The sequence below is a fragment of the Treponema sp. OMZ 803 genome (assembly GCF_024181165.1).
Classification (GTDB): Bacteria; Spirochaetota; Spirochaetia; order Treponematales; family Treponemataceae; genus Treponema.
Genome location: NZ_CP051195.1, coordinates 1898333 through 1919582, shown reverse-complemented (window position 1 = coordinate 1919582; position 21250 = coordinate 1898333). Strand labels below are relative to the sequence as shown.

The following is a 21250-nucleotide window of genomic DNA, read 5'->3' as shown; positions in this document are numbered from 1 at the left end:
TATAATGAGAAGAAAATTTTCATTTAAGGTAAAGCTTGATATCTTTTTGCTGATCCTACTGCTTATCATATCTTCAGTGTTATTGACGTTCTCCGGAGGCCGATTTATCGTCGATTTTAAATCGGTCGGCTTTTCGGTTGCGGCTGGGACGGAGAATGCCGTTCATTCGGTGTCTACATTTGTAACGGATGCGGTCTCGGCTGTGCGAGAGCTTGCAGAGCTGCGTTCAAAATATGTGGCGTTGAGCGAGAAACTTAAAGATTATGAGCTTTTGCAGCGATCAAATGCTGATATACGCCGCGAAAACAAGGAGTTAAAGGAATTACTCGGCTTTGCGGACATGATCGCCTATAAAAATATTCCGGCGCAGGTTGTCGGATTTGACCCTGATAATCTCTACTCCGGTATTATCATCAACCGCGGAACAAAGCACGGTGTGCGCAAAAATATGCCGGTATTGGCATTCCAAGGCAGCAATGTTGGCTTGGTGGGAAAAATCGTACAAACCGGCCGCGACAGCAGTATGATCATCCCGATATATGATTATCAGTGTTATGTTGCAGCCTCCATCCAAACGACGAAACATCGGGGTTTGATTAACGGACAGGGTACTGCTGAGCTCCCGCTTATTATGAAGTATGTGCAAAAGCGGGCAAAAGACGAAATTGCCATCGGCGATAGAATTCTCGCTTCGGGTGAGAATAATCTGTTCCCTAAAGGCAGTCCTATCGGTATTGTGACCGGTATTAAGGTGCATGATTACGAATCTTATCTGGAGTTAGCAGTGCAGCCGATTATCGATTTTTCCCGGCTCGATTATGTATTTGTGTTAATCTTATCGAGTCCTGATGAGGAGGCGGTGCAGTGAGAAAAGTTATTCTGTGGACGGTTGCGGCAGCCTTTTTACTCGGTGTGTTTGGAACAGCTATTTTGTCTCATATTCAGTTATTGCCGGCATTACCGGATTTAATTTTAATTCTAGTAGTGTATATCGCGCTGTATAACGGTACTGCTGCCGGTATTACAGCAGGTTTTTTTTCCGGACTCATTTTTGATTTCCTTTCATTGGCGCCGATGGGGCTCCATTCATTTGTATTTACCGTACTCGGATTTCTTTATGGTATGCTGTATGGGAAATACAATGTGCGGCGCTTCTTTTTTCCACTTATACTCGGTCTTTCGGCAACGTTTTTAAAGGCGGGAATTTTATTAGTGTTACGTGTGCTGTTCGGTCAAAGTATTCAGGTTTATAATCTGCTTGCAGTTCCCTTTTGGATTGAAGTTGCAGAAAATAGCCTTTGTTCGCCGCCGTTATTTATGTTGCTCGGTTTATTTCCGAATGCATTTGAAATAAGGAAGCTCTGAATTCCATGTATGAGCAAGATTTTCAACAAGTTGATAGACGGCTGAAGTTTTTTACTGCCTTTGTTTTCTGTATTTTAGTGATATATCTTTTTCGGTTGTTTTCGATGCAGATCATTCACGGTGATCAGTTTAGGAAACAGTCTCAAACAATATCCCAACGTTCTGAACGTATTTCTGCACAGCGTGGAGAAATCTTTGACCGTAATGCAAATGTCCCGCTGGTGCTCAATACCAACACCTTTGCCGTATCGGTAACACCGGGAGAAATTCCGAAAAAGGCATTTTCGACGGTTATCGCTCGCCTTGCAAATATTCTACGAATTCCCGTTGCAGAGATTGAAAGGAAATTGCCGGCGAAGCGCAGCTCTTTTCAAAGTATCGAGATACGGTCTAATCTTCCGTATGAAGTTATTACTTCGCTTGCAGAAAATATCGATGAATTGCCGGGTGTTTCGTGGCATTCAAAGCCGGTGCGCAACTATGTAGAAACAGGATCATTTTCCCATATTCTCGGCTATGTCGGTGATATAACAAAAGAAGAACTTAAGACTTTCTATAACAAGGGCTACACCGCGAATACTTCAATCGGTAAGGCTGGCATCGAAAAATATTATGATGAGTGGTTGCGCGGGGAAGACGGTAGTGAATACCGTACAGTTGATGCAAGAGGGCGGTTAATTGAAAACAATACGGCTCTTATTCCTCCTAAGACGGGTAATAATCTTATTTTAACGATCGATCGAAAAATTCAAAAGCTTGCGGAAAACGCGCTTGGTCAACGTATTGGAGCTGCCGTGGTACTGAAGCCTGCAACAGGAGAAATTCTTGCGCTTGTTTCGTATCCTTCTTTTGATTCCAATCTTTTTTTGAATGATAATGGAAATGAGATGTATGTACAGGTGCTGCATGATCCCCGCAATCCACTATTGAACAGGGCTGTTAATGCAAGCTATCCTCCCGCTTCAACATTTAAAATTGCGATGTCTACTGCGATTCTGGCGGAAAAGGCATTTCCTCCGGACAAAAAAGTACAATGTGTCGGTAAAATAGAATATGGTAATCACTTATTTCGTTGCCATCAACGTTCCGGACATGGATATCTCGATTTGAAGAATGCACTCGCACAGTCTTGCGATATTTATTATTGGACGGTATGCCGTGATAACCTCGGTATTGATAAGATGGTCGATCATGTTCGCGACTTTGGGTACGGTAAGTCTGCTGAAATCGATTTACCGAGCCAAGCAATCGGCCAAGTGCCCAACCCTGTATGGAAAGAACGACAATTCCATGAAAAATGGCTTGGCGGGGATACGATGAATATGGCTATCGGGCAAGGATTTATGCTCGCTTCCCCGTTACAAGTTGCGAATATGGTCGCAATGGTTGTCAACGATGGTGTGATTTATAAACCGCATTTGTTAAAAGAAGTCAGAGCACCCGGTACTAACGAACTTATTTACGAAAAAAAGCCGGAGGTATTACGGCAAAGTGATATTCCTTCAGATGTATTCGCTCAGGTGCGAGCTGATATGCGGTACACCATTACGGATGGAACGGCTCAATACCCAATGCGTAATAAAATTGTACAACTTGCTGGGAAGACCGGCACCGCAGAAGTAGGTTTTTCCGATCGATGGCATTCATGGATGGCGGCTTATGGGCCATACAATGCCCCGGCAGAAGACGCCGTTGTAGTAGTTGTATTGGTTGAAGCGCAGAATAAATGGGAATGGTGGGCACCCTATGCTACGAATATTATCTTTCAGGGTGTCTTTGCAGACCAAACGTATGAAGAAGCACTCGAAGCTCTTGGTGGTAAGAGTTTTTTACCGGCTGTAAGGGTAAGGCAAGAATGAATCTGAGACATGTTACTAATTTTGATTATGTACTTTTTTTAGCCGTGATCGGCTTGTCGGTTATTGGCATTCTCTTTATCTATTCCTCCGGAGTTAATTCCGATGGCATATCAGTTTCGCATGAATATATTAAACAGCTTATTTGGGTAGTATCGGGATTGATTTTACTGTTTGCGGTAGCGGTATATGATTATACTAAAATTGCTGATCGTACTTTATTGATCTATATTATCACGATGTTATTATTGGTGTATACAAGACTGTTCGGAAAAAGTGTTAAAGGAGCCCGGAGTTGGATTGGAATTGGAGACTTCGGTATACAAGTCTCCGAGTTTACAAAAATTATTTATATTTTATTTCTCGCATGGTATCTGTCAAGATCTCAGAATGAGCCGGAACTTCGCCGATTTGTAAAGGCTGCGGTTATTATGTTCATACCGATGGGGTTGATACTACTGCAGCCCGATCTTGGAACAGCGTCCGTATATCTTCCTATTTTTTTGATCATGTGCTTTATAGCCGGCTTCCCGTTGCGGTATGTGTTTGGCTTATTAGGTACAACAGTCTGTACACTTATTTTTACACTCCTGCCTCTTTGGGAACGGACTATTTTACATAGATACTCTCTTGCGGTTAAAGTATTAGGTAATAAAAATATTACATTGTTGCTTATCTTTTCTGTTGTCGGGGCAGGGATTATTGCCGCAATTGGATATCTTTTGTTAAAAAAGCGGTATTATTACTGGATTGGGTATGTATTAGGCATTATTGCCGTCTCCTTATCCGGCGCATTGGTCGGGAGCAGAAAATTACAGGATTACCAGATGAAACGGTTGATTATCTTTCTGGATCCTAATAGCGATCCGTTGGGAGCCGGTTGGCATATTCTCCAATCGATGACGGCAATCGGTTCGGGGGGGCGAGCCGGTTTAGGTTTCCTAAAAGGAACGCAAAGCCATTATCGTTTTTTGCCTGAACAGAGCACCGATTTTATTTTCAGTATTTTATCGGAAGAGTGGGGGTTTCTCGGCGGGCTTTTGGTTTTTGCGCTTTATGCAATCATTTTTTTGCGGATATTTCTTATCATTAAAAAAACAAATGATTTATTCGGTAAGCTCATCGCTTCCGGTGTTGTCGGTATGTTGTTTTTTCATTTTATTGTAAATATCGGAATGGTTATGGGATTTATGCCGATAACCGGTATTCCGCTTTTATTTCTATCGTATGGCGGGTCTTCTTTATGGACTGCAATGATTGCTGTGGGGCTTGTGATAGGAATCAGTCTAAGACAGCTGTAAAAAGCTATTATAAAAACTGTCGATAATACTTTATATAGAAGCTTGCAAAATCTATAATGTTACGCTACACTAATTAAACAGGAGCTTTCGTAATGACAATACATAACCTTATGGAAGATTTCGTATACAACGAAGTGAATAAAGTTTTTGATGCTGCAAAAGAAAAAAATGAACCATGGTTCACCTGTAATTGTATGCAATGCCGTCTGGATACGGTTTGTTTTGTTTTAAATCGGATTAAACCGCGGTATACGGCTTCCGGTAGAGGTATGGCACATTTCTTGCAGATTGATCAGTCGGAAAAAAATCAGCTTCTTGCCGATATTTCGACATTGGCATTTGAAGGTATGAAAACTGTCCTTAGCACAAAGCGTTCCCATACGTCATCCGAGCAAGTTCTGCCTTCCGGTTATGTATTTAATTTTCCTACCATTACGGGACGTATCTTAGACGGACAAACTTTTTCTCCTATTTCCGATCTTCCCGTTGCCTTATATTTGGAAGATGCTTTGGTAGCTCAGATGAATCATCTTTGGGATAACCCGTATACTATTTCTAAAAAAACGCCGGGTACGTATACCTTTTGGCCGTTCCCCGTTCTTGCGACGGAATTAGGCGAAAAGCGGATTTTCAATTTTTATATTCATGCGGAACGTGAGGGGTACGATCCTATTCATTACCATTTTAAACTCGGTTTGGTGAGCGATGCAAGCGTAAAACGGGAGCTTGATGCGGAAAGCTGCCATAATTTACCCGATTTATACCTTTTTAGCAGGGCATAAAAACTTCGCGAGAGGTTATATATGAAATTGGTTTTTTTAGGTCCCCCGGGTGCGGGAAAAGGAACGTTGGCGTCGGATGCTGCAAAATATTACAGTATTCCCCATATCTCGACGGGTTCCATGTTTCGTGTCGCTATCAAGAATCATACCCCATTAGGAGAAAAAATTCAGAAGATTATCGATTCGGGCGCTCTTGTTGATGATGAAACGACTGCCGCTTTGGTAAAAGAACGCCTTACCCATGATGATGCTCGTAACGGTTTTATTTTAGACGGATTCCCGCGTACGATTGCTCAGGCGGAAATATTGAAAGATTTTTGTAGTCTTGATGCTGTTATCAATTTCGATATTTCGGATGAAGCGGTGATTAAACGCTTATCGGGCAGGCGGCTATGCCCCTCGTGCGGTAAAAATTTTCACATTGAGTTTATGAAACCCCTTATTGAGGGTGTGTGCGACAATTGCCGGACGACATTGATTATCCGTGAGGATGATAGGACAGAGGCGATCATAAAGCGGCTTGAAACCTATCGCGAGCAAACCTTTCCGCTAATTGAGTTTTATCAAAATAAACATCTCCTGATAACCTTGGATGCACAGCCCGCTCCGGCGGTTATTTTGGATAATTTTATAAAACTCTTTCCCCTCAAGCGCTAAAGGATACCGTTGCTTGAATTATACGCTTGATGATGAGATCGCCGCTATTGCAACAGCTCTCGCTCCTGCGGCGCTCGGTATTGTGCGGACTTCGGGGGCGCGGAGCATTGAGCTCATCTCTCGCTTTTTTTCCCGTCCAAATGCTTTGTTACAGTCACAAGGGCATACGCTCGTTTACGGCTGGATACACGATGAAGGTATCAAAATAGATGAGGTAGTGCTCTGTGTGTACCGCGCTCCGAAAAGCAATACCGGTGAAAATGCCGTCGAAATTATCTGCCACGGCGGGCCGGGGGTCGTAAAAGCGATTTATCGGCTCTGTATCAAAAACGGTTTTCGTGCGGCGGAGCGTGGCGAGTTCACCTTTCGCTCGTTTATACACGGTAAAGCGGATTTAACCCGTGCGGAAGCGGTGCGGGAAATCATCGATTCAAAAACAAATACGGCGCAGCAAAAGGCAGCCGGCCGGCTTTCCGGCACCGTATTCCGCGAAATAGAAACAATCAAAACGGATTTAATGACAGCGCTTGCTGCTCTTGAAGTAGGAATTGAATATCCCGAAGATGAGGAAACGATTGCAGACAGTTTTGACGAAGCGCTTCTTAAAAAGCCGCTTTCGGTATTGCAGCAACTTGCCGCATCGTGGCAAGCGGAAAAAATATATCAGGCGGGGGTACGCCTCGTGCTTGCCGGTAAAACAAATGCAGGGAAGTCTTCTCTTTTTAATGCGCTGTTAAAAGAAGACCGCGCTATTGTGTCGGATATTCACGGCACAACGCGGGATTGGCTTGAAGCGGAACTTGATTTTAAGGGTATTCCTGTGCATATTTTCGATACCGCCGGGCTCCGCGCTACGGAGGATACAATCGAAGCGATAGGGGTGCAACGCAGTGTTGAGCTGGCATCGGCAGCCGACATTGTGCTGTATTTAATTGACGGCACAAAGCCGCCGGCAGAAGAAGATAGTGCGTTTATCGAACGGAATACCGTGCCGCTGATTATCGTGCAAACCAAGGCGGATAAGGGGCAAACGGAACCATTGTCGGCGGCTTTGCAGCGGTATCCCGCCGTGAGGTTGAGCTCGAAAACGGGCGTCGGTATCGATGTGCTGATTGATGCGGTTGTCGCTCTGGTTACGGCGGATACCGCACTGCCGATGCAGGACGCAGGCATCTCGCTCGGCACGGAGCGGCAAAAGGAAGCGGTAACCGCCGCGCTTGAAGCCGTACGCCACGCGCTTGAAGCAGGACGTAGCGGATATCCGCTCGATGCCGTCATCCAGGATGTGGAAGAGGCGGTGCATGCCCTCGGAAGCGTTACCGGCGAAGTGCGCTCCGACGATATTCTGGATAAAATATTTTCGGGTTTTTGCGTTGGCAAATAAGAGGGAGTTTACAATATGAGTATTATTTTACAGGCAGATTCGGTAAAAAAATCCTATTTTACCAAGCCGGTGTTGAACGGTATTTCTTTAGCGATAGAAGAAGGTTCGATACTCGGATTGCTTGGCCCGAACGGTTCGGGCAAAACAACTTTCTTGAAGATTATTGCAGGGTTGTTGCATGCAACATCGGGCGATATTCGAGTGTGCGGCCAACCAATCGGGCTTGAGACAAAGCGTATGGTTTCGTTTTTACCCGATCGAAACTGCTTATATCCGCGGATGACTGCGCTTGATGTTATTCAATTTTATCAGGATTTTTTCGATGACTTTAATCGGAATAAGGCTTTGGAATTGCTCGAATTTATGGAGCTTGAACAAAAGCAGACGATTAAAACGATGTCGAAGGGGATGATCGAAAAGATGAATTTAACGCTTACATTTTCGCGGGCGGCAAAGCTGTTCGTGCTTGATGAGCCGTTAGGAGGCACGGATCCTGTTGCTCGTGAAAGAATTATCAAAACGATCATTAAAACATGGACGGAAAACAGTGCGATTATCATCAGTACACATCTTGTTACGGATGTTGAGCATGTGTTTACCGATGTTGCGTTTCTACGCAATGGAACAATTGCCATGCAGGGGAATGCGGAACAACTGAGGGAAGCCCATCAAAAATCGATTTATCAGTTGTATCTTGAAATTTTCGGTTAAGAGGGAACAAATGAAACGGATTTTTAAATATACTTTTTTGCAGCGGCTGCCGAGTATTATTTTAAGCTGTGCCGTTATGGCAGGTATGAGCGGCGTCGAGCTGCTCTTTTTAGCCTTTACCAAAAACATATTTAACGGGTTTTATATGTTGTGGTTTGTGCTCACTGTAACCGTATTAACGGTCATTCCGCTCTTTCTGTTTATTCGATGCAGCAGCGGTTACGCACGGGCATTGTTGTTTACCGATGAAAGCTATCTTATGTTGACGTTGCCGGTACGTACCGAGTTCATATTGCTCGGTAGGATACTATGCGGCCTCGCAGAACTTATGATTTGTATTGCTGTCTCAGGCGTTTTTTCAATAGCGGTTTGGATAGGCTGGACGTATCATTATATCGGTTTTACGAGTGAACAGTTTTTTCGAGTAGCAGCAGATATTCTCAATCTTATTTTTCTTAAAAATTTTCCTCTCGTTGCTTTTGTGCTATTAGGATCGTTAGTGTCATTCATATTTATCGGAAATGTTGCGCTTGCCGTTCAAACAGTGATGCGTTCCTTTAATATTAAACGGATGCGGGGAGTATGGATAGTCGGCTTTATTCTTATCTTTACCGGTACGCTCTTTCTTACCGGAAGAATTGAAGCAATGGTCGGCAGGGTTTTAAGTGCCTATTGTCCCATTACTATATACGGTATTAAGTATTCAGCACAGGTTGCATCATACCCAGGCGGTATGGTTGTTAATGTCCCTATCGTTTCGACGTTCATTTCTCTGGGGATAGGCATCGCGTGTTTTTTTGCTTCGGTATGGCTTTTAAAAAAGAGGGTAGAGGTATAGGAATTTCTTTTATAGTTGACATTATATATTAAGAATCATTATTGTGTTTTATGTGAGGAGCTAACAATGCTGAAATATAAGAAAAATTTTTTGTATGTATGTTCGGTTTTACTGATAGTAGGCTGTATCGCATGTAAGCCTGAATCGCGGCGGGATACAGCACAGACCTGTGCAGCAAATGAAAAGACTAAAACCGGTGCAGGGGTCGAAAAGCCGGTTGCTCAGGTTGTGTTTGATGATAAAGCGTTGGCTGCGCTTAGCAAGCAAAAAGCGACAGCTATTTATTGTATAGCAATGGGAGCATCGTGAGGCGGTACTATTGTAGATCCGACCGTGATTGTCGGGATGCCTAAAGATATTAACAACTATGACAAATTTGAAGCGAACGGAATCGATGTCTATATGAAAAAAGGAACCGATACGATTAATGGTACCGTAACGATAACTGCGGAAAGCTCATTTTGGCAGGAGATATTTATCGTAAAAGGGATTGTACAATAAAAAATCTCAGGCAATCGCATCAGGCCGTTTTTTAATAGCCCCGCAGAAACGCCCACGAATGAACGTCCATGTCCATTCGTGAGTTACGAGATAATATGCAGAGCAAAAAACATCGTTGCTGCAAAGAACCACCGCCGTCCGTGGCGGTTCTGAAACGTTGCGGAGTGATTTTTGTGAAATAACGAAGTAGATGCCCGCATATTTCAAAAGGAAATATGCAGCGATTTTTATCTATTCTGCCCGATGTGATTACCCGTCTGCTAGAAAAATGTGCGAAATTTTGTTTCTCGAAAATGCAATAGTTGAACGAAATATGAATTTTGGAAACTGTTGCATTGGTGCGCAGTAAGCGCACAAGTCAATATGCAAGTTTTCGAAAGAAAACTTGACGGTTAAGGTGAGCGACGTCATTTTAGACGCTCACCTTATACCTACGAAATTTCGCACAACAAAAGGAAGGTAACCGCTTAAAATATTGATAATGCAGTGGTCATGGTGATTATGGAAACGGAAGCGTGTGAAGTATTATATCGGTTTTTTAGAACCGCATCGGAATATATTGAAGGGTACCGCAGCGATGCGCCGTATCCCGAATCGTTTGCATTTGCCGGAGATTCAACGTCTGTTGTTGCGGCAACCGGCGCTGCAGTGAATACCGAGTGTGCTGCAGCGTATCCGGCAGGTACCGGCAATGAACAAAGCGGTATCGGCAAAGCGGCATTTACCGGTCTTGCCGGAAACAGCGGTTTTGCAGCCGATAATAGCCTTGAGGGGGCAGCAGGCGGCTCCGCTTCCGGCGGAACGTATACGGAGACGGTAGGCGGTAACGGTGGAACGCTGTTTCGGTCGATGCAGGAGATTTACACTGCGGTTGCGCAGTGCTCCGCCTGTGTATTGGGGCAAACCCGTACTCATCCGGTGGCGGGAGAAGGCCCCGAAGAGCTGTCCCGCCTGACCAACTCCGTTGAGGTGATGGTAATCGGCGAGGGACCGGGCGCGGACGAAGACCGGCAGGGCAGACCCTTTGTCGGCAGGGCGGGACAGCTCCTCGACAAGATGCTGGAGGCTATTCAGCTTTCACGTAAGACCAACTGCTATATCACCAATGTGGTTAAATGTCGTCCGCCTCAGAACCGCGACCCTGCGCCGGAGGAACGGAGCTGCTGCGCCGCCTTTTTGGATGCGCAAATACGGCTTCTTCGTCCTAAGATGATTCTGGTGATGGGGCGCATTGCCGCGCAGCATTTGCTGCAAACCTCCGACGGTATCGGAAAGCTGCGGGGGCGTTTTTTCGACTATCAGGGGATACCGCTGATGCCGACCTATCATCCGAGCGCGCTGCTGCGGGACGAAAGCCTTAAACGCCCCGCATGGGAAGACCTCAAGCGGTTCCGCGCCCGTCTGCACGAACTTCAGGCGCAGGGCTAATCTATGGCGCAGTGGCTGGAGCTTGTCTTTAAACTTCCTTTGTATCAATCGTTTTTTTATCGGAATGCCGTCGCTGCGGACGGGCAACAATCCTTAGCCGGCAGGCGGGCGGCGGTTCGATTCGGCTCGCGCAAGCTCGTCGGTTTTATCGTTGCAGAACATGAAACGCTGCCGAAAAGCTGTCCTTTTGTCGAAGCCGACATAAAGCCGATCGACCGCATTATCGATGCGGAACCGCTTTTCACCGATGAACAGGCGGCGCTCGCCCGCTGGATGTCCCACTTTTATATTTGCGCCGAGGGGATTGCGCTTTCCGCAATGCTGCCTTCCGGCAAACGCGAAGCGGGAGAGCTGAATACCGACGGGATCGAATTCGCCGGAACCGATTTTTCCGCTTCGGCGCTTACGCTTTCGGAAGAACAACGTTCCGCCGTAGAAGCGATTTCCGGCTGCACCGGCGGCGAGTTCTTCTATGTGTACGGCATTACCGGTTCCGGTAAAACCGAGGTCTTTTTACAGGCCGCTTCTCGTGCGCTTGCTGCCGGAAAATCGGTTATCTACCTTGTGCCCGAAATCACACTGAGCCATCAGGTTGCGGAAACCGTCAAAAAGCGTTTCGGCGGCCGCTGCGCGGTGCTCCATTCGGGACTGACCGGCAGCAAGCGGCTTGCGGAATGGCGGCGTATTGCGCGGGGCGAGGCGCGGATTGTCGTCGGAGTACGCAGCGCCATATTCGCCCCCGTCCGTGATTTGGGACTCATCATCATCGACGAGGAACACGACGGTTCGTATAAGTCGGGTTTTGCGCCCCGCTACCACGCGCGGCAGGTTGCGATGTACCTCTGCAAAAAACATGGCTGTCCGCTGGTGATGGGTTCGGCAACGCCGTCGGTAGAGGCATGGCATTTGATGAAAACCGGCGCAATCCGTACTCTGCGGCTGAGCGAGCGGCTTTCCGGCGGGGCGCTGCCCCATATCCGCATCGAATCGCTGTTGCATACGGCCGGAGCGTTAAGCAGTGCGCTGATCGATGAAATGCGCCGCACCAAAACGCAAGGAAAACAGACCATTCTCTTTTTGAACCGCCGCGGGTTCTCTCATTTCTTTAAGTGTAAGAACTGCGGACACGAGCTCTTGTGTAAAAACTGTTCGGTGCCGCTCACCTTTCATAAAAGCGAGGGGCTGATGAAGTGTCACTACTGCGGATGGACGGCAAAGCCGCCGAGTGCCTGCCCCGAATGCGGCTCCATCGAGGCGGGCTATACGAGCATCGGCACGGAATATATTGAAGAACAGGTGCGGAAAACCTTTCCCGACTGCACCGTTCAGCGTATCGATACCGACGTTCTGCAAAAAAACAAGCAGGCGGTTCAGATCTTAAATAACTTTCGGGACGGCGCTGTCGATATTTTGCTCGGCACGCAGATGATTGCCAAAGGCTTAAACTTTCCCGGCGTGCGGCTGGTCGGAATTGCGCTTGCCGACACCGGCTTGCAGATGCCCGATTTTAGAGCCGCCGAGCGCACCTTTTCGCTCATCATGCAGGTGGCGGGCAGGGCAGGGCGGTATGTTCCGGACGGGGAGGTTATCATTCAAACCTATAATCCCTATCACCCTGCAATTGTCTGTGCGCAGCACAACGATGTGGAAGGTTTTTATACGCAGGAGCTGCAGCAGCGTCAGGCGTTGGAATTTCCGCCCTTTGCCCGCCTTATCCGGCTGGTGTTCCGCAGTAAAGATCAACACAAAGCGGAAGAAGCCGCTTTCGGCGCGCGGGAGCTTTTACCGAAGCTGTTTCCACCTGATGCTGCGGAAAGCATAGAAATACTCGGCCCGTCCGACTGTATGCTTTCGCTCGTGGCGGGCAATCACCGGATGCAGCTGCTGTTGCGCGCCGAAACGCTCGCACCGATGCAAAAAGCCGTGTACCGGTTTATCACCGAATACAAAGCGGCTGTGGGTGTGTATATCGAAACGGATGTCGATCCGGTCAGTTTATTGTGAGGCAGCAATATGCTATTAAGGGGGATGATATGCAGCAGTGTATAACGATGTTTAAAACACAGCCTTTTGTTTCCGAAAAGGTCTGGGGATATGAGCGGTGGATTGTTTCCGTTCATCCGGCGGGGCAGTCTCTCGTAGATGATACAACGCCGCAGATAGGAGGAACACCGCTTGAGGCTATTGCCGGCGCTTCGTATCCGCTTTTGATTAAAATCATTCAGGCGAACGAAACACTTTCGGTGCAGGTGCATCCCGACGATGACTATGCGCGCCTCCACGAGCACAGCGCCGGTAAAACCGAATGTTGGTATGTGCTCGATGCGGTGCCCGATGCAAAGATTATTTACGGATTGCAGAAGGATTACAACCGCAGCGAGCTGGAAGCGGCTATTCGGGATAATACGATTGAGTACTGTCTCCGCTCCGTTCCCGTCTCGAAGGGAGATTTTATCTTTATCCCTGCCGGAACCGTCCATGCGATACAAGGCGGCTTGCGGCTTTTAGAGGTGCAGCAATCAAGCGATATAACCTACCGGCTCTATGACTGGGGACGTCCCCGTGAGGTGCATATACAAAAAGGGCTTGATGTATTGCGGTACTTACCTGAGTCGGCGTTGACACCGGAACATCCTTTTAGCGGAAAATCAGTGTGTCCGTATTTTAGGCTTGAAAAAAAAGATTTTCTCACTACGGGGACTATTTCGTTTTCGGCATTTAATACCCCTGCTGCAAAAATGGGGTGGTGCAGCCTCTTTATCATCGCCGGAAGCGGTACGTTTAAAATTACAGAAAACGGTATACTTGAAACTGTCGGAGCGCCATCCTTGCAGGTAACGGCTGAGGACTGTATCATGGTGCGGCGCGATACTGCCGTTTCGGTACTTCCAAATCAAGGTTCGTCACTTTCGATTATGCTGATGGGGTAACCGCATTAAAAATATTTTCAGCGGGGTTACCTTCCTTCTGTACGAAATTTTACTTAAAATTTCGTACATTTTCCGACAAATGGGTAAATGCATCAGGTAGAGTAGATAAAAACCGCGGAAAAATTGAGACTGTGAGACCATTTGAACCGCGAAGAGGTTCAACTCTGGTCGAATAGTATCAATTTTTCCGCGGGGTTACTAAAAAAACGGCCTGATGCGTTTACCTCGATAAAACTGTGTTGACAGAACGAATACGAGGGGCGATAATTATTATCAGGAAAAATGAAAAGAGCTGAGCCGCTAAGTTCTGTCAATATTTGAGCGGCTCTATGTTAAAGGATAATGAATATGAAAATAATTTTGGGACGAAGTATTCTTTTGATATTAAAAGTGGTTGGCGGGATTATAGCTGTTGCTGCCGTTTCATTTGGGATCTTGCTGCTGTTTATTACGATAACTGAGTATCGCCCTCAAGACAAAGAACCTGCCGAAATCATAGGGGAAGCAGCCCTTACGAAAGAATCAGTTGAGCTTGCAAAGCCGATCGATATTGTCAGCTGGAATATCGGGTATTGCGGACTCGGCGCAGGGCAGGATTTCTTCATGGACGGCGGTACTATGGTGCGTCCTTCAGATAAAAAAGAAGTGGAAGAAAATCTTGCAGGAGTTATTGAGACGCTGAAACGGTATCCTTCCGATTTTTACTTTATTCAGGAAATGGATAAGTCGTCAAAACGCTCTTATTATATTGACCAAACGGCCGCACTTGCCGAAGCGCTTGGTACTGCGTTGACCTATACCTATAATTTTAAGGCATCTTATGTGCCTTATCCGATCCCGCCTATCGGAAAGGTGGCGAGCGGAGTTGGCCTTTTTACGCGGTATCCCTTTACGGACGCATACCGTTTTGCGCTGCCGGTACCATTTAAATGGCCGGTCAGCACGGTTAATTTGAAACGCTGTATGCTGATAACCCGTTTCCCGCTCGAATCGGGCAGGGAGTTGGTAACTGCTGTGCTGCATCTGGAGGCCTATGATGAAGGAGAAGGCAAAATTGCACAGACAAAAGCCGTAGTCGATTTTATTCGAGCCGAATATGAAGCGGGTAATTATGTCATAGCGGGCGGTGATTTCAACCAGATATTCCCAGGATCGCGATCGCTTTATCCCCTCTATGACGGGCTTTGGGCGCCCGGTGTAATGGATGGCGGCTTACTCCCGGAAGGTTGGCATTTTGCTGTCGATGATAGGGTTCCTTCGTGCCGCCTTAACAACGCTCCTTACAGGTCTGCCCTTTCCGACGAAAACATCCGTAAAAAGTGGCCGTACTATGTCATCGACGGCTTTATCGTTTCTCCGAATATCTCTATTATGTCGGTGGAAACACTCGATGAATCTTTCCGGTATGCCGATCATAATCCGGTAAAATTGCGTGTTACGTTAAATCCTTAGCGGCTCAGAGTGTTTGAGATTATTAACCTCTCAGCTGAATAAAGACATTCCCTTTTGCAAAATTGTTTATTGTCGGATATACTTTAAGTATTGCAGATGCGGGAATACCGCTATTTGCCAAGGAGTAAAAGATGCAGATGAATAGCGTGGTTATTAGAACCGACAACATGGAAAAGTCGTTGCAGTTTTACGAGAAAGTACTCGGACTCACCTTTGAATCTATGATGTCTGCTGCCCCTGGTAAGCAGATCGCCTTTTTGTACGATCCTAAGTCGAACGGCCGGTTGGAGCTGATCCATAACGATCATTCAAAGGTAAAAAAAGAAAATTCTATTTCGTTGACTTTTACTGTGAATCAGATTGGGGAGACGGAAAAATATCTTCGCTCTAAAGATGTTCGTATTATTATGCAGCCGCGAACGGTAAAGGATGGTAAAAAGATATTAACAGCGATCGATCCCAATGGAATCGAAATAGATTTTATTGAAGCCAAATAAGCAGGAGAAAACCTCTAAAAATCGAGTCTCTTAGAAGTCCTTTGAAGTCTTGGAAGATCCTCATAAAAAAGCGTTGTAAATACTTTACAACGCTTTTTTATAGCATGTTATTGAAGATTTCATCCGGTTTCAATACTGCTGTTATGGCATAAAGCACAGCGGTATTAAATCCTCCGGATAAATAAAAACAGCTCAATAGAGAATTACTTATTCTTTTTTTGATCTGTATTGGTATTTGAGTTCGAAATGCTCCGCATTACCTCGTAAGCTCTGGTTCTTACCGGAGTTACATAGTTATAGTTATTGGCAATACGCATTACCGTTTCAAACATATCCTTTTTATTTATAATTGAGCCGGACATTTTTTCGAAGGTATTCAGGATTTCAAGTGCGAGCGAACTCGTTGGATTAACCGTATCAAATTTGCGAGCAATCCAGTTGATCATATTGAATACTTCATCATTGTCATTCTTTCCAATATCACCGAGCGATTTTACTGCGGCTGTGATAACGGAGGGTTCATTATCGGTATACATGACTGTGACTAATGAATCCTTGGCTTTATCAGTTCCCATTTGTCCGAGCAATTCACATGCACGGCGTCTTATTTCCGGATAATTATTTACCACCCTGCCATCTTCTCTCACAACGGTTGAAAGCCCTTCGGTTGCTAACGTACTCAAAGCCACCTGAATTTCTTCCGATTGACGGCCTTCATTTAATGCCTCTTCGATGTACTGTAAGGCGACACGTTTTGAATCGCGCCCTTCAGCGGCAACCATTTCTTTAATCATAACGCCCTCAATTGAATTGAGGTATGCCTGTTCGACGGTAATCATACTGTCAGATTCACTGTTCTTATCATTTTTCTTTGCAGCGTCTTTATTTTGCGCGCAGATAAGCGGAGCAGTAAGCAGTCCTAAAGCCAGTGATAGTATCAATAATTTGTGCCGCATGGTAACGACCCCCTTCCTTTGTTCAAAGTCGGTATTTTATTAGAATACCGACTTATTGTCAGTTATTTTTTTGCAAGTGTCAAGAGGCCGATTATTTTAGATTTTCAAATTCCGGGGCATTTAATAACCACCGGCGATTATTACACGATAATTATTCATGCGGTTTAATACCACGACGCACTGCGCCGGATGTTGATTACCGCTTGACCTTTCATTCTTTTACTTATATCATAAACAGGAACTATTATAGAGGATTGCAAGACTATTGATCCTTGAGTTTCAACAAGTAAGGTGATTTGAATGAAAAAGTTAAAGATACCTGCAGTGCCGTCAATCAGAAGATTACCGTCCTATTTGCATATAGTAAAGCAAGCCCAAGCTGATGGATATCCGTATATTTCCGGTACCGTTATCGCTGAAGAGCTACACCTTGAGCCGATCCAAGTTCGGAAAGATTTGGCTATTACCGGTATTATCGGTAAGCCGAAGAAAGGGTATCCGGTTGGAGATCTCATCGCAGCTATTGAACATTTCCTTCGCTGGGATACGTTGCAAAGAGCGATTCTTATTGGGGCAGGCAATCTTGGAACCGCACTCACCGGATATCAAGGATTTAGAGACCACGGATTGGAAATTTGCGCAGCTTTTGACAGTGACAAAAGCAAGATCGGAAAAAAAATTCACGGTATCCCGATTTTCGCAATGAATAAATTAACCGAGGAAATTAACGCTTTGCATCCTGCATTAGCAATTTTAACTGCGCCTTCACCTAGTGCACAGGCTATTGCCGATCAATTGGTAGAAGCCGGAATTGACGCGATCTGGAATTTTACAAATGTTAAAATCAAAGTGCCCGATAATGTCCTTGTCCAGCAGGAAGATCTTACCTCAGGCTATGCACTTTTAGGCGTTATGATGAATACTCGGATTCAGCAAGCAAGCGAATAGCTTAGTTGATTTAAAATTTACATATAGGGGACTTTAAGAAGTATATGTGTTAAAGTCCCGTAGTAAAACTGCTATGAACTCTTCCGAATATTCTCAACAGGCAGCTCTTTTTTATAACCGCCTCATAAAACGATATAAACATCTTAAAAAATATGCGCGGCGATTAGGTATCTTTGCTTATCGACTTTATGATAAAGATATTCCTGAAATACCCGTTGCCGTTGATATTTATATTGAAGATACAACCGGTGTATTGTTTGCTGTGCTTACCGAATATGAACGGCCAACTTATAGGCAAGAAGATAAAAGTGCCGCTTCTCTCTCGGAGTTGACGGAAGCGTTATGTACTGCGTTACAGATTCCTTCGGCGCAGGTATACCAGAAATGCCGAAGACGACAGCGCGGCGAAGCTCAATACGAAAAGATTGCCGACAGCGGAAAGCGGATTATCGTACGTGAGGGTAAGTGCCGATTTCTTGTCAATGTATCCGATTATCTCGATACCGGTTTGTTTCTTGATCACCGTCCGGCTCGGCTTGCCGTTGCCGAAAGCGCCGCCGGTAAGTCTGTGCTGAATCTTTTTTGCTATACCGCTTCTTTTTCTGTTCACGCGCTGGTAAACGGAGCACGGCGGGTTTGTTCGGTTGACTTATCAAAAAACTATTTGCAATGGGCGCATGAAAATGTTCAGCTGAACGGTGTCGCCGATCCCGACCGCTGCCAGTTTGTGCAGAATGATGTCCGTCTTTTTTTGGAGCAGGCAGCAAAACGGAAGGAGCGTTGGGATATCATTATTTGCGACCCGCCGACGTTTTCCAATTCAAAGCGGACACCTCAATTCTTCGATGTGAACCGGCATTGGCAGGATTTAATCCGCAGCTGCTGTCAGGTATTGGCGGAAGAAGGTGTTTTGTACTTTTCTACGAATTCGCGGACACTGCGTTTTAACACGGCGGAACTTTCGGATAATCTCTCCGGCAGCATGGGAGCGGATAAGTTTGTTTGTCAAAATACGCTCTTTACCGTGCAGGATATCAGCACACAGTCGATACCGGAAGATTTTCGGAATAAAAAAATTCACCGGTTATGGAAGATACGGCGCAGTACAACTTTTTCTTTTGAAAATATGCGAGCATCTACTTCGTTACTTCACAAAAATTAGTCCTCTTAACACAACAGATATTCCGTAATTAACCGGATGGGGAAGATCAATGGCTAAACAGCCTTTATTATCCCGTGTAGTTGCTAAAAAAATGCCCTGATGCGATTGCCTCGAGGTCTATTCCTGTACTTGCTAGCCAATTTCGGCGGTATATGCTATAGTAAACGGAGAGTATGCTTGAACTAAAACCTATTATCATAAAAGAAGAAGATAAAAACGATGCCTATTATACTCTGACATGGACAGCTTTGACACGTGCCGACAAGTATAAAGTTACGACTTCCGTTCCCGCGATAGCCGGTATGTACGAGTTGTATTATATGGATACACATAAGCGGCTCAATTTACTGGCGATCACGCATGCGTGGTATGGAGGCTTGCGGAGTAATTTGCGGCAAGCGATCGATCCGTACCATACTCATGACCTCGCAATGCGCACGCTGCTTGAAGAATCACCGCTGTACTATCGATACTCGTGCTCTGATTCCTTTGGCGATCTTTTGGATGCCGTATGGTTTTTGCATAATGTGTATTTCCCCGATGATGTGCGGGTACAGCACTCACAGCGATATCGAAAAATTTTTTTACGAGAACAAGCTCCCGATAAAATATATTGGTTGGATTAACCTATGAGTAAACTTACAAAAAAAGAAATCGGTGCGCATGTTGCGCTCTTGGTTGCGGCAATATTTTGGGGGACTACCTTTGTCGCTATCAGCAGTACAAGCAGCTATTTTCCTCCCGCCTTTCTGGTCTTTTTGCGGTGCGCCATCGGAGGCGGGGTGTTGATGCTGGTTTTTATCAAACGGTTAAAAAATTTGTCCCGATCATACGTTACCGTTTGCGCTTTTCTCGGCTTTCTGATGACCATTGGGTATTTGATGCAAAATCTTTCCATTGCTGCGGGATGCCCGCCGGGGCGCTGCGGTTTTTTGGTCGCGACCTATTGCGTTATCACTCCGTTTATTGCATGGTTCGTATGGAAAAGAAAGCCGAATATTTACCACGTTATCGCTGCCGTTGTCTGTCTAGTCGGTATCAGCTTCATTTCGATGCCGGACCTTTTAAAAACTTCCGATGTCGGTTTAAATCTCGGTGATTTCCTCGCTCTGATAGGCAGCGTGGTTTTCGGCGCCTACCTTGTATATCTCGGACGATATGTCGACACCATGGATCCGATTTTGCTCACGATCGGAAATTTGTTTTTCGGAGCCATCTATGCAGGTTTATATACCTATTTTTTTGAAGACAGTGCTAAAATCGTCTGGAACGGGCAGTCCGTTTTTGCCGCTCTTTATTTAGGTATTATTTGTATGTCGCTGACTAATATACTGCAGGCAATCGGTCAACGGGAGGTTATCGCATCGACAGCTGCGCTCATATTCTCTCTTGAGTCGGTATTCGGTATTATCCTTGCCATCGCATTCTGGCATGAAGAGGTAACGGCTTCGCTTTTAATCGGGTGTGCTTTTATTTTTATCGCTATCGTAATTTCCGAAACCAAGCTGGGATTCCTCAAGAAAAAATTGAGCAGTAATGTATTCAGAAAAATTTTTTCTCAGATAAAAGTTAAGTAATCCGATGACCGAAAGAGAGTGGCAGGCTTTTTCCGCCTTTAGAACCGATTTTAAAACGTCATGTCGGCAATGGCTTACCCGCTGTGGCTATGAATATTCAGCCCCTAATGAAGCAGTGTCATCCGTAGAAAAATCGGCTGGGCGAGGTGTGCTGCATTTGTTACAGCAAGCAGCAGCGGCGGAGAACAAAACCCCTGCCTACCCGCAGGAAACCCCCATTGTCTACAACCATAGTTTGGACGAACTACAAGGCTCCGATCAAATAAAACTGATTATCGTTAGTGATAATCCGGGAAAAAACGAACAGCTGCATAAAAATCAGCGCTATTTGGTAGGTCAGGCGGGGAAGGTCGCGGAAGGCTTTTTTCGCCGCAATCCCGAACTCAACATCGATTTTAGGCGAGAGGCTATCATCCTCAACAAAACTCCTATTCATACGGCAAAAACGAAGGAGCTTAATTACTTACTCAAAAATGGCGGTGAACAATTCCGCAGCCTTTTTGAAGAAACGCAACAATGGCTCGCTTCCCATACCGCTGCCCTGCAGAAAGCACTCGGTTGTCCGCTTTGGCTGGTGGGGTACGGCGAATTAAGAAAAAAATCTCTTTTTACCGCTTATGCGGATGAGCTGCAACGGCAATACGGCGGAAAATCCGATGCGCCGGTCTATGTATTTCAGCATTTTTCGATGAACTGCTTTGCTATTGATTTTAAAAGACTAGGCGATCAACATAAATCTGCGGAAGAAAATCTTCGCACAATAGGCTTACTGCATCGTAAAGAGATCTTGGGGTGGTGATGAGGAGCTCGGGACAAACACAACAGATTCTTTTAATAACAGCCCTCAGAATAGAAGGCTGTTCAACCAGAGTTTCGCCGCGTTGCGTGTCAAATGGTCTCACAGC

The 21250-nt window shown here is 45.6% G+C and carries 21 protein-coding genes; 20 read left to right on the top strand and 1 reads right to left on the bottom strand.

Annotated elements, in window-relative coordinates:
* Positions 1-4 precede the first annotated feature (4 nt).
* The 15 genes from mreC to ABH09_RS08635 all read left to right on the top strand — a co-directional run bounded on the left by mreC (position 5) and on the right by ABH09_RS08635 (position 15702).
* Positions 5-868, top strand: a complete 864-nt coding sequence (gene mreC, locus ABH09_RS08710) for a rod shape-determining protein MreC (RefSeq protein WP_253714100.1) — start codon at positions 5-7, stop codon at positions 866-868.
* Positions 865-1365, top strand: coding sequence for a rod shape-determining protein MreD (mreD, locus tag ABH09_RS08705; RefSeq protein ID WP_162663950.1), 501 nt, complete (start codon positions 865-867; stop codon positions 1363-1365). The genes mreC and mreD overlap by 4 nt, the downstream gene beginning before the upstream one ends.
* Positions 1366-1370: 5 nt before the next feature.
* Entirely contained in the window at positions 1371-3224 is a 1854-nt protein-coding gene (gene mrdA, locus ABH09_RS08700; protein WP_253714099.1) for a penicillin-binding protein 2, read from the top strand.
* On the top strand, positions 3221-4522 hold the full coding sequence (rodA, locus tag ABH09_RS08695) for a rod shape-determining protein RodA (RefSeq protein WP_162663948.1): 1302 nt from the start codon (positions 3221-3223) through the stop codon (positions 4520-4522). The genes mrdA and rodA overlap by 4 nt, the downstream gene beginning before the upstream one ends.
* A 92-nt stretch (positions 4523-4614) precedes the next feature.
* Entirely contained in the window at positions 4615-5304 is a 690-nt protein-coding gene (locus tag ABH09_RS08690) for a late competence development ComFB family protein (protein ID WP_253714098.1), read from the top strand.
* Between the two features lie 21 nt (positions 5305-5325).
* Positions 5326-5961 carry an adenylate kinase gene (locus ABH09_RS08685; protein ID WP_253714097.1) on the top strand — a complete coding sequence of 212 codons (636 nt, stop codon included), beginning with the start codon at positions 5326-5328 and terminating at the stop codon, positions 5959-5961.
* Positions 5962-5974: 13 nt separating this feature from the next.
* Entirely contained in the window at positions 5975-7345 is a 1371-nt protein-coding gene (gene mnmE / locus ABH09_RS08680; protein ID WP_253714096.1) for a tRNA uridine-5-carboxymethylaminomethyl(34) synthesis GTPase MnmE, read from the top strand.
* A 15-nt stretch (positions 7346-7360) separates the two neighbouring features.
* Complete coding sequence (locus tag ABH09_RS08675; protein WP_253714095.1) at positions 7361-8056, top strand: ABC transporter ATP-binding protein; 696 nt, start codon at positions 7361-7363, stop codon at positions 8054-8056.
* Between the two features lie 10 nt (positions 8057-8066).
* A complete protein-coding gene (locus ABH09_RS08670) occupies positions 8067-8894 on the top strand; it encodes a hypothetical protein (RefSeq protein ID WP_162663944.1) in 828 nt (275 codons plus the stop codon).
* A 66-nt stretch (positions 8895-8960) separates the two neighbouring features.
* Positions 8961-9395, top strand: a complete 435-nt coding sequence (locus ABH09_RS12900) for a CC/Se motif family (seleno)protein (protein ID WP_269138844.1) — start codon at positions 8961-8963, stop codon at positions 9393-9395.
* A gap of 492 nt (positions 9396-9887) precedes the next feature.
* Positions 9888-10823, top strand: a complete 936-nt coding sequence (locus ABH09_RS08655) for a uracil-DNA glycosylase (RefSeq protein ID WP_253714094.1) — start codon at positions 9888-9890, stop codon at positions 10821-10823.
* Positions 10824-10826: 3 nt separating this feature from the next.
* Positions 10827-12827, top strand: a complete 2001-nt coding sequence (priA, locus tag ABH09_RS08650) for a replication restart helicase PriA (RefSeq protein ID WP_253714093.1) — start codon at positions 10827-10829, stop codon at positions 12825-12827.
* A gap of 29 nt (positions 12828-12856) precedes the next feature.
* Positions 12857-13753 carry a type I phosphomannose isomerase catalytic subunit gene (locus ABH09_RS08645; protein ID WP_253714092.1) on the top strand — a complete coding sequence of 299 codons (897 nt, stop codon included), beginning with the start codon at positions 12857-12859 and terminating at the stop codon, positions 13751-13753.
* Positions 13754-14101: 348 nt separating this feature from the next.
* The gene (locus ABH09_RS08640; RefSeq protein ID WP_253714091.1) at positions 14102-15205 is read left to right on the top strand and encodes an endonuclease/exonuclease/phosphatase family protein; all 1104 of its coding nucleotides are present in this window, start codon (positions 14102-14104) and stop codon (positions 15203-15205) included.
* A 131-nt stretch (positions 15206-15336) separates the two neighbouring features.
* Positions 15337-15702, top strand: a complete 366-nt coding sequence (locus ABH09_RS08635) for a VOC family protein (RefSeq protein WP_162663939.1) — start codon at positions 15337-15339, stop codon at positions 15700-15702.
* A 203-nt stretch (positions 15703-15905) separates the two neighbouring features.
* Here ABH09_RS08635 and ABH09_RS08630 read toward each other — a convergent pair whose 3' ends face one another.
* A complete protein-coding gene (locus ABH09_RS08630; RefSeq protein WP_162663938.1) occupies positions 15906-16658 on the bottom strand; it encodes a HEAT repeat domain-containing protein in 753 nt (250 codons plus the stop codon).
* A 300-nt stretch (positions 16659-16958) separates the two neighbouring features.
* On the opposite strand from ABH09_RS08630, the gene ABH09_RS08625 reads away from it, so the two are divergent.
* The 5 genes from ABH09_RS08625 to ABH09_RS08605 all read left to right on the top strand — a co-directional run bounded on the left by ABH09_RS08625 (position 16959) and on the right by ABH09_RS08605 (position 21144).
* Positions 16959-17606, top strand: a complete 648-nt coding sequence (locus ABH09_RS08625) for a redox-sensing transcriptional repressor Rex (RefSeq protein ID WP_253714090.1) — start codon at positions 16959-16961, stop codon at positions 17604-17606.
* A gap of 73 nt (positions 17607-17679) precedes the next feature.
* On the top strand, positions 17680-18768 hold the full coding sequence (locus ABH09_RS08620) for a class I SAM-dependent methyltransferase (RefSeq protein ID WP_253714089.1): 1089 nt from the start codon (positions 17680-17682) through the stop codon (positions 18766-18768).
* 173 nt (positions 18769-18941) lie between these two features.
* Complete coding sequence (locus ABH09_RS08615; protein ID WP_253714088.1) at positions 18942-19394, top strand: hypothetical protein; 453 nt, start codon at positions 18942-18944, stop codon at positions 19392-19394.
* Between the two features lie 3 nt (positions 19395-19397).
* Positions 19398-20345, top strand: a complete 948-nt coding sequence (locus ABH09_RS08610) for a DMT family transporter (protein WP_253714087.1) — start codon at positions 19398-19400, stop codon at positions 20343-20345.
* Between the two features lie 4 nt (positions 20346-20349).
* Positions 20350-21144, top strand: a complete 795-nt coding sequence (locus ABH09_RS08605; protein WP_253714086.1) for a hypothetical protein — start codon at positions 20350-20352, stop codon at positions 21142-21144.
* Positions 21145-21250: the final 106 nt, after the last annotated feature.

Coding starts and splice junctions, on each gene's coding strand:
- mreC (WP_253714100.1), top strand. CDS start 5: ATGAGAAGAAAATTTTCATTTAAGGTAAAGCTTGATATCTTTTTGCTG.
- mrdA (WP_253714099.1), top strand. CDS start 1,371: ATGTATGAGCAAGATTTTCAACAAGTTGATAGACGGCTGAAGTTTTTT.
- rodA (WP_162663948.1), top strand. CDS start 3,221: ATGAATCTGAGACATGTTACTAATTTTGATTATGTACTTTTTTTAGCC.
- ABH09_RS08690 (WP_253714098.1), top strand. CDS start 4,615: ATGACAATACATAACCTTATGGAAGATTTCGTATACAACGAAGTGAAT.
- ABH09_RS08685 (WP_253714097.1), top strand. CDS start 5,326: ATGAAATTGGTTTTTTTAGGTCCCCCGGGTGCGGGAAAAGGAACGTTG.
- ABH09_RS08675 (WP_253714095.1), top strand. CDS start 7,361: ATGAGTATTATTTTACAGGCAGATTCGGTAAAAAAATCCTATTTTACC.
- ABH09_RS08670 (WP_162663944.1), top strand. CDS start 8,067: ATGAAACGGATTTTTAAATATACTTTTTTGCAGCGGCTGCCGAGTATT.
- ABH09_RS08655 (WP_253714094.1), top strand. CDS start 9,888: ATGGTGATTATGGAAACGGAAGCGTGTGAAGTATTATATCGGTTTTTT.
- priA (WP_253714093.1), top strand. CDS start 10,827: ATGGCGCAGTGGCTGGAGCTTGTCTTTAAACTTCCTTTGTATCAATCG.
- ABH09_RS08645 (WP_253714092.1), top strand. CDS start 12,857: ATGCAGCAGTGTATAACGATGTTTAAAACACAGCCTTTTGTTTCCGAA.
- ABH09_RS08640 (WP_253714091.1), top strand. CDS start 14,102: ATGAAAATAATTTTGGGACGAAGTATTCTTTTGATATTAAAAGTGGTT.
- ABH09_RS08635 (WP_162663939.1), top strand. CDS start 15,337: ATGCAGATGAATAGCGTGGTTATTAGAACCGACAACATGGAAAAGTCG.
- ABH09_RS08630 (WP_162663938.1), bottom strand. CDS start 16,658: ATGCGGCACAAATTATTGATACTATCACTGGCTTTAGGACTGCTTACT.
- ABH09_RS08625 (WP_253714090.1), top strand. CDS start 16,959: ATGAAAAAGTTAAAGATACCTGCAGTGCCGTCAATCAGAAGATTACCG.
- ABH09_RS08620 (WP_253714089.1), top strand. CDS start 17,680: ATGAACTCTTCCGAATATTCTCAACAGGCAGCTCTTTTTTATAACCGC.
- ABH09_RS08615 (WP_253714088.1), top strand. CDS start 18,942: ATGCTTGAACTAAAACCTATTATCATAAAAGAAGAAGATAAAAACGAT.
- ABH09_RS08610 (WP_253714087.1), top strand. CDS start 19,398: ATGAGTAAACTTACAAAAAAAGAAATCGGTGCGCATGTTGCGCTCTTG.
- ABH09_RS08605 (WP_253714086.1), top strand. CDS start 20,350: ATGACCGAAAGAGAGTGGCAGGCTTTTTCCGCCTTTAGAACCGATTTT.